Origin of the sequence: Saccharomonospora sp. NPDC046836, assembly GCF_040645195.1 — a bacterium.
GTDB lineage: Bacteria > Actinomycetota > Actinomycetes > Mycobacteriales > Pseudonocardiaceae > Prauserella_A.
Window position 1 is genome coordinate 1 of the sequence record NZ_JBEYXW010000096.1, and the last position, 5,818, is coordinate 5,818.

4 protein-coding genes and 1 pseudogene are annotated in these 5,818 nt (G+C 71.9%); 1 reads left to right on the top strand and 4 read right to left on the bottom strand.

Annotated elements, in window-relative coordinates; all coding sequences use genetic code 11:
• Together ABZ863_RS35215 and ABZ863_RS35220 are read right to left on the bottom strand one after the other, a co-directional pair.
• Positions 1–647, bottom strand: a 647-nt coding sequence (locus ABZ863_RS35215; RefSeq protein WP_358544073.1) for a crosslink repair DNA glycosylase YcaQ family protein, incomplete at its 3' end; no start/stop codon positions are given.
• An 88-nt stretch (positions 648–735) separates the two neighbouring features.
• Positions 736–1,314 carry a DinB family protein gene (locus ABZ863_RS35220; protein WP_023418119.1) on the bottom strand — a complete coding sequence of 193 codons (579 nt, stop codon included), beginning with the start codon at positions 1,312–1,314 and terminating at the stop codon, positions 736–738.
• 152 nt (positions 1,315–1,466) lie between these two features.
• Between ABZ863_RS35220 and ABZ863_RS35225 the strand changes: the two genes are divergently transcribed.
• Positions 1,467–2,510: a WYL domain-containing protein gene (locus tag ABZ863_RS35225; protein ID WP_023418118.1), complete on the top strand. Its 1,044-nt coding sequence runs from the start codon at positions 1,467–1,469 to the stop codon at positions 2,508–2,510.
• Here the strand turns inward: ABZ863_RS35225 and ABZ863_RS35230 are convergent.
• Both ABZ863_RS35230 and ABZ863_RS35235 read right to left on the bottom strand, forming a co-directional pair.
• Positions 2,507–4,072, bottom strand: a complete 1,566-nt coding sequence (locus ABZ863_RS35230; RefSeq protein ID WP_358544075.1) for a hypothetical protein — start codon at positions 4,070–4,072, stop codon at positions 2,507–2,509. The two genes, ABZ863_RS35225 and ABZ863_RS35230, sit on opposite strands and share 4 nt — an antisense overlap.
• A gap of 1,356 nt (positions 4,073–5,428) precedes the next feature.
• Positions 5,429–5,818: pseudogene (locus tag ABZ863_RS35235) on the bottom strand (hypothetical protein); the annotation flags it as partial.

Below are 5,818 nucleotides of genomic sequence, written 5' to 3' on the forward strand. Positions count from 1 at the left end.
GGATCGCCGGTGATGCGCACGTTCTGCTTGTTGGACGCGATGACGCAGGGCGACTGCGAGCCGACGTAGATCGGCAGGACGAGCCAGGCGGCGAGCGGCAGGTTGCGCACGCCGCCCTTCTGGCGCCACAGGCCGCGTGGGGGCAGTTGCACCATCGGGATCAGCGCGGCCACCACCATCTCGCCCAGCGCCCGCTTGCCCGGCCCGGGCCAGCGACCGGCGAGTTCCGCCGCCACCTCGGCCATCGTGCGGGGCCGGCCGTCGGCCATGACCCGCCGGCCCGCCTCGGCCAGCTCCTCCAAGTCGACGTCGGCGAGTTCGGTGCGATAGACGCCCAGCACCCGCTGGCGCAGCATCGCCTCGTGACGGCCGCGCCAGGCCAGCACGTCGTCGGCGGTGACGAGGTGGACGGTCCGCCGCATGAGATGGGTCCGCACCACCTGCCGGTCCACGAGCAGCGCCGACAGCTCCGCCGGGTCGAAGGCCCGCAGCCGCGCGTGGAGGCCCACGTACGGTTCCTGCGGCTCCTGCGCCTGAAGGCCGCCCAGGCGGGCGACGGCGTCGAGCGGCCCCAGACCGGAACGGTCGAGCAGCAACTGGCGGGCCAGCGTCGCCCGGTTGAGCGCGCGGGTGGAGAGGACGGTCATCGCGGCCACCCCCGCACGGTGATCCCGTACCTCGTCATGTTCCGGCCTCTTCTCCGTCGTTCGAGGTCGCGCGTGGCGGTGTCGGTCGTCAGCTGCTGGTCCGCCCGTCGAGCGTCTCGCGGAGGATGTCGGCGTGCCCCGCGTGCTGCGCCGTCTCGGCGATGACGTGCGCGATTACCCGGCGCACACTGCGCACCTCGCCCGGCTCCTGCCACGGCACGTCCGGCAGCGCGTACGCCGCCGACAGATCGGGTACGGAGGCGATGACCGCGTCGGTACGCGCGGCCACCTCCTCGTACCGCCCGACGACCCCCGCCAGCGTCTCGCCCGGCAGCATCCGGAACTCCTCCTCGCGCTCGATCATCCACCGGGGCAGCTCGCGCGCGGTGCCGGCGGCGAGGTCGGCCCAGGTGACGCCGTCGGGAAGGTCGAACCGGAGCGCCGACGTCCCCTCCACCATGAAGCGCGTCCAGGTCTCCTCCATGGCGGTCACGTGCTTGACCAGCCCGCCCAGGCAGAGCGCGCTGACGGTAGGCCGCCGCCCGGCCTCTTCGTCCCCGAGCCCGGCCACGGAAGCGGTCAGCGCCTCACGCACGGAGGCGAGCGCTCCGATCAGGTCGGCACGTTCGGGGTCGAGCGGGGTGGGGGTGGTCGTCGTCGCAGCCACAGGGGCCGCCTCCTTCGAGAGGGGTTCGGGGAATTCCGGTTGACCGGTGTTCCCGTGTTCCGGTGCCGGTCGTGCCCTCCTCGCGGGCACAGGCCCACAGTCCCAGCAGAAGAGGCCAGGGAGTGTCCGCTACTCCGGTGCACCATGGAGCCATGCAGAAGACCTCGGCGCGGCTGCTGGCCCTGCTCTCCCTGCTCCAGGCCCGCCGGGACTGGCCGGGCGCGCTGCTGGCGGAACGGCTGGACGTCAGCCCGCGCACCGTCCGCCGCGACATCGACCGCCTGCGCGAACTCGGCTATCCCATCGCCGCCCTCAAAGGCCCGGACGGCGGATACCGGCTCGGCGCGGGCACGGAGCTGCCGCCGCTGCTCTTCGACGACGACCAGGTGGTCGCCCTCGCGGTCGCCCTGCGGACCGCCGCGACGACCGGCGCCGGCATCGAGGAGGACGCGGTCCGCGCCCTGGCCACGGTCCGCCAGGTCATGCCCGCCCGGCTGCGCCACCGGATCGACGCCCTCCAGGTCACCGCCGTCACCCGCCGCCGGACCGCCCTCGCCCCGCAGGCCGACACCGAGGTCCTCCTCACCCTCAGCACCGCCATCCGTGCCCGCGAAACCCTCCGCTTCGACTACCGGGCCCCGGATCACGCCCCTGACACGAGTACGCCCCCACCACGCCGGGCGGAACCTCACCACCTGGTCACCTGGGGCAGCCGCTGGTACCTCGTCGCCTGGGATCTCGACCGCGAGGACTGGCGCACCTTCCGCGTCGACCGCCTCACCCCGCGCCCCCCGACCGGCCCCCGCTTCACCCCGCGCGAACTCCCCGGCGGCGAGGTCACCGCCTACGTCGCCACCCGCTTCCGGGGCGCCCACCACCCCGACGGCACCCCCGCCTGGCCCTGCCGGGGCGAGGTCGTCCTCCACCTGCCCGCCACCGAGGTCAGCGGCTACGTCCACGACGGCCTGGTCGAGGAACTGACCCCCGACCGCTGCCGCCTCACCCTCGGCTCCTGGTCCTGGCCGAGCCTGGCCGCCCTCATCGGCCGCTTCGACGCCGACTTCGAGATCGTGGGCCCGGCGGAACTGGTGGAGGCGTTCGCGCGTCTGGGGAAGCGGTACGCGGAAGCGGCGGTCCGAAGCTCCTCCTCCGGCGCGCCGGGAACATCCGGTACGACTCCCGTCGACGCCCCCTAATCCCGCCGGAGCAACTCGGGATCGAGATGCCGTCGGGCCATCGGCAGCGAGGCCAGCCCGGCAACCGCCAGCACCCCCAGTCCGCTGAGCAGAAGCAGCGGCAACCCTTCACCGTCCCAGAACACGGCCCCGCCCCCCGTCACCAGATAGCTGGACTCGGCCAGCCGCCCGGCGACGAGCGCCCCGCCGATCCCCACCGCCAGCGGCAACAACACCTGCGCACACTGCGCGGCCCGCAGCGTGCGGGGCCGGATGCCGAGCAGAGTGAGGGTGGCGGTCCTGCGCCGCCGGTCCATGGCCCGGTCCGCCGCCGACACGAGAAACGCGGCGACCCCGATGACGAGGCCGAGCACCATGCCGGTACCCAGCAGCCCCTTGACCACCGAAAGTTGGCGCAGCGACTCGATGACGATGCCCACGGGGTCGATCTGCGCCGTGGGCGCGATCCCGGCGAGACGGTCCAGCGTGGCCTGCACTGCCTCGGGCTCGGGGGCTCCGCTGAGGACGAGCTTGGCGCGTGCGGGGTGAACCCCGGGAGGCAGGGTTTTCGGCGGGACGAGGAGGAGGGCCGAGTTCAGAGCGGAGGGCTGCACGGCGGCGAAGGTGACGGTTTCCTCCGGCACCGTGAACCGTGCACTTCCCGCCGGCTGTCCAGCCTCGTCGCGCAGCTTGACCAGGTGAGTAGTGCCAGGCTGTTTGGTGTCTTCCGTATGCGCGTACGGGTCGTGCAGGGCAAGCGGCCGACCATCCACGCAGCCTCGCACGGTTCCGGGCAGGGCGAGCTTCTCCACCTCGGCGCATGTGGCGAACAGGATGTCACCTTCACGCGAAGGCACTTCAGTGGCGACTGCGTTTCCCGAAATCCCCTCGGCCTTCACCATCGCCGCCCGTTGCTCCGCCGTGACCTGCCGGAACGGAATCTCGTACTCCTGGTTCTGCGCCGTTCGCCGGCTCACCTGGTCGAGCTCGACGAGCACGCCCTGGGTGAGGGAGGCCGCGTAGACCAGGAGGACGAGCCCGCTGACGACACGGAGGGCGGCGCCCGGTGTCGTCTCGTGGTGCCGCATCGCCAAGGTGAGCGGCAGACGCTGGGTGGTGGCGGCGATCCGCGCGGCAAGCCAGGCCGTGACCGGCGGCAGCGCGAGCACGAGCCCCGCCCCGGTCAGCAGAGCCCCGGCCGGCACCAGGAAGGAGGTGAGCGCGCTGGGCTCGACGTGGACCCCGAGAACCCCGAGGACGCAGCACGCGGTGACGATGCCGAGACCGGGCAGGACCAGCAGCGCCGCCAGCCAGCGGCGGGGTTTCCCTGGCTGGGCCTGACGCCGTACGGCGAGGGGACGCAGGGCGGCCTCCTTCGCGTGCCGACGCCCGGCGAGGTAGGCGAGAGTGGGGCACCCGAGCAAGCAGGCGGCCAGCGTCCAGGCTGACGGCAGCCCGTCCGCGGGGTACCAGGCCAGGCCCACCCACCCGGTCCGCGCGATCGAGGCGTTCACCAGGAGGTGCGCGCCGTACCGGACGTCAACGTCCCTGGCGCGGAGTACGGGGGCAGGGTTCGGGGACATAGAGGGCAGCTCTTTCTCGGCTGGTGACGGGCGGACACAGCGCGTGTAATGGAGGGTCCTGGTGCAGTTGTCGGGCCGTAGCGATCCGCGATCCCGGCAAGCCCGCGTAGACGTTGTGGCCGTCACCGGGATTGACGTTCCGCGGATTCCCCTTGAACCCGAAGCGGCCGTGCTTGGTGAACTTGGGGTGCATCGTCTACTCGGCCTTCTCGAAGGCGACACCCTCGCTCTTCAGCATGGGCATGCTGCGCCATGCATCCGCTACAGCACTCCCGACCTCCGTGAGAAGAGCCCCGCAGCCAGTACGGCCACCGCTGACCTGCGCATTCCTGCCTCCTGCGATGAAGGACGAAGCCGGTCAACCACGGAGAGTACGCACTCGTTCGCAGAAGGCCGCTACTCAGTCCGACCCTTCACCCAAAGGTGGGGAGGCGGAACATTTCGGCAGGCGTGGGGTTGCCGCTGAGGCGGATGAGCATGATGAACGGGGTGTTGGCAAGGCTTGGTCGTCATCCCGTGCGGCCTTGTTGCGGCTGAGCGCTCAGCCCTGAGTCCTGGCGGGCCCGAGGCGGCTTCGGAGATCTGGCGCGCCAGTTCCTCGACGACCTGGGGCACGGCGCGTTCGGCGCCTTCGTCCCGCAGGACTTCGGTCAACGCCTGACGGGTCGCTTCGAACGGCTGCCCCGTATGTGAGGCACGGGTCCGGCTGACTGCCCGCTCGATCTGGGCGAGGCGGGCCGCCCGGACCGGGACCGCCTTCTCGTGCTCGCTCGGGTCTGCGGCCATGGCCCCGGCTTCGAGCCCGTGCCGCGGCGGCGGCAAGGTCGTCTCGGAAGTCCTTGAGCGGGGAAAGGCCGACGGGGAGGGGGTGGGCCAACGCCAGAGGGCCCCTTGAACCCAAGGTTAGGTAAGGGTCCTCTGGCTTGTTACTCGGCTGTCGGGGTGGCGGGATTTGAACCCACGACCTCTTCGTCCCGAATCAGGGACGCTGGGTAACAGCCCCGCGTTCCGCACCCTCCTGACCTGCACTGTAGCGCCGCATAAGCCCAGTTCAGAGGCGTTAATTCTAGGTCGGCGTCCCGCCGCCCTGCGTCTGCGGTACCTCTGGGACACCCCTCCCGCACTCCTTAGTTCCGGAGACCGACACCCAGTTCACACCCAGAATCGGCAGAGGTGACGCAGACGTGTGTCCAGGTTGGAGAGGGCGCAACGCTGCCCCGACGTGGGGGTCGCCTCCAGTACTGGGTGTCGCATCCAGGCGAGCGCCGACCCAGGCCGGGCCCACGGCTGGCCGGGACCCGCTGGTGCCGGGAACGAGGCATGTCCGGACCCGGTGGGGCCCGACGGGCGGCGGTCTCAGCTCGCCGGGGCGGACACGGCGGCGTGCAGCTCCCGCACGCCAACGGCACGAGGGTGCCGCTGCGCCAACTCGGTCACGATGCTGCGGATGGCGGGGCGGTCTCTCACCTCGCCGGGGCTCGCGCGGTGGGCGTCGAGCAAGGCGCGGGCGGTCTGCTCAGGGCGGCCCCACGCCCACCAGGCCCGGGCCATGTCTGTGCCCAGGCGTGCCTTCCGCTCAGCAGTGGGGAAGTACTCGGGCCGAAGGTTCCGCCCCGATTCCAGGGCGGCGCCGGCGTCGCCGAGGGCCCAGTGGATGCCGACGGCGTAGAGGTCCACGGCGGCCGGGCGATGCCGTGGGCGATGGTGCTCATCGCCTCCGTGATCGGCCTGCCGCTCTTCTTCGAG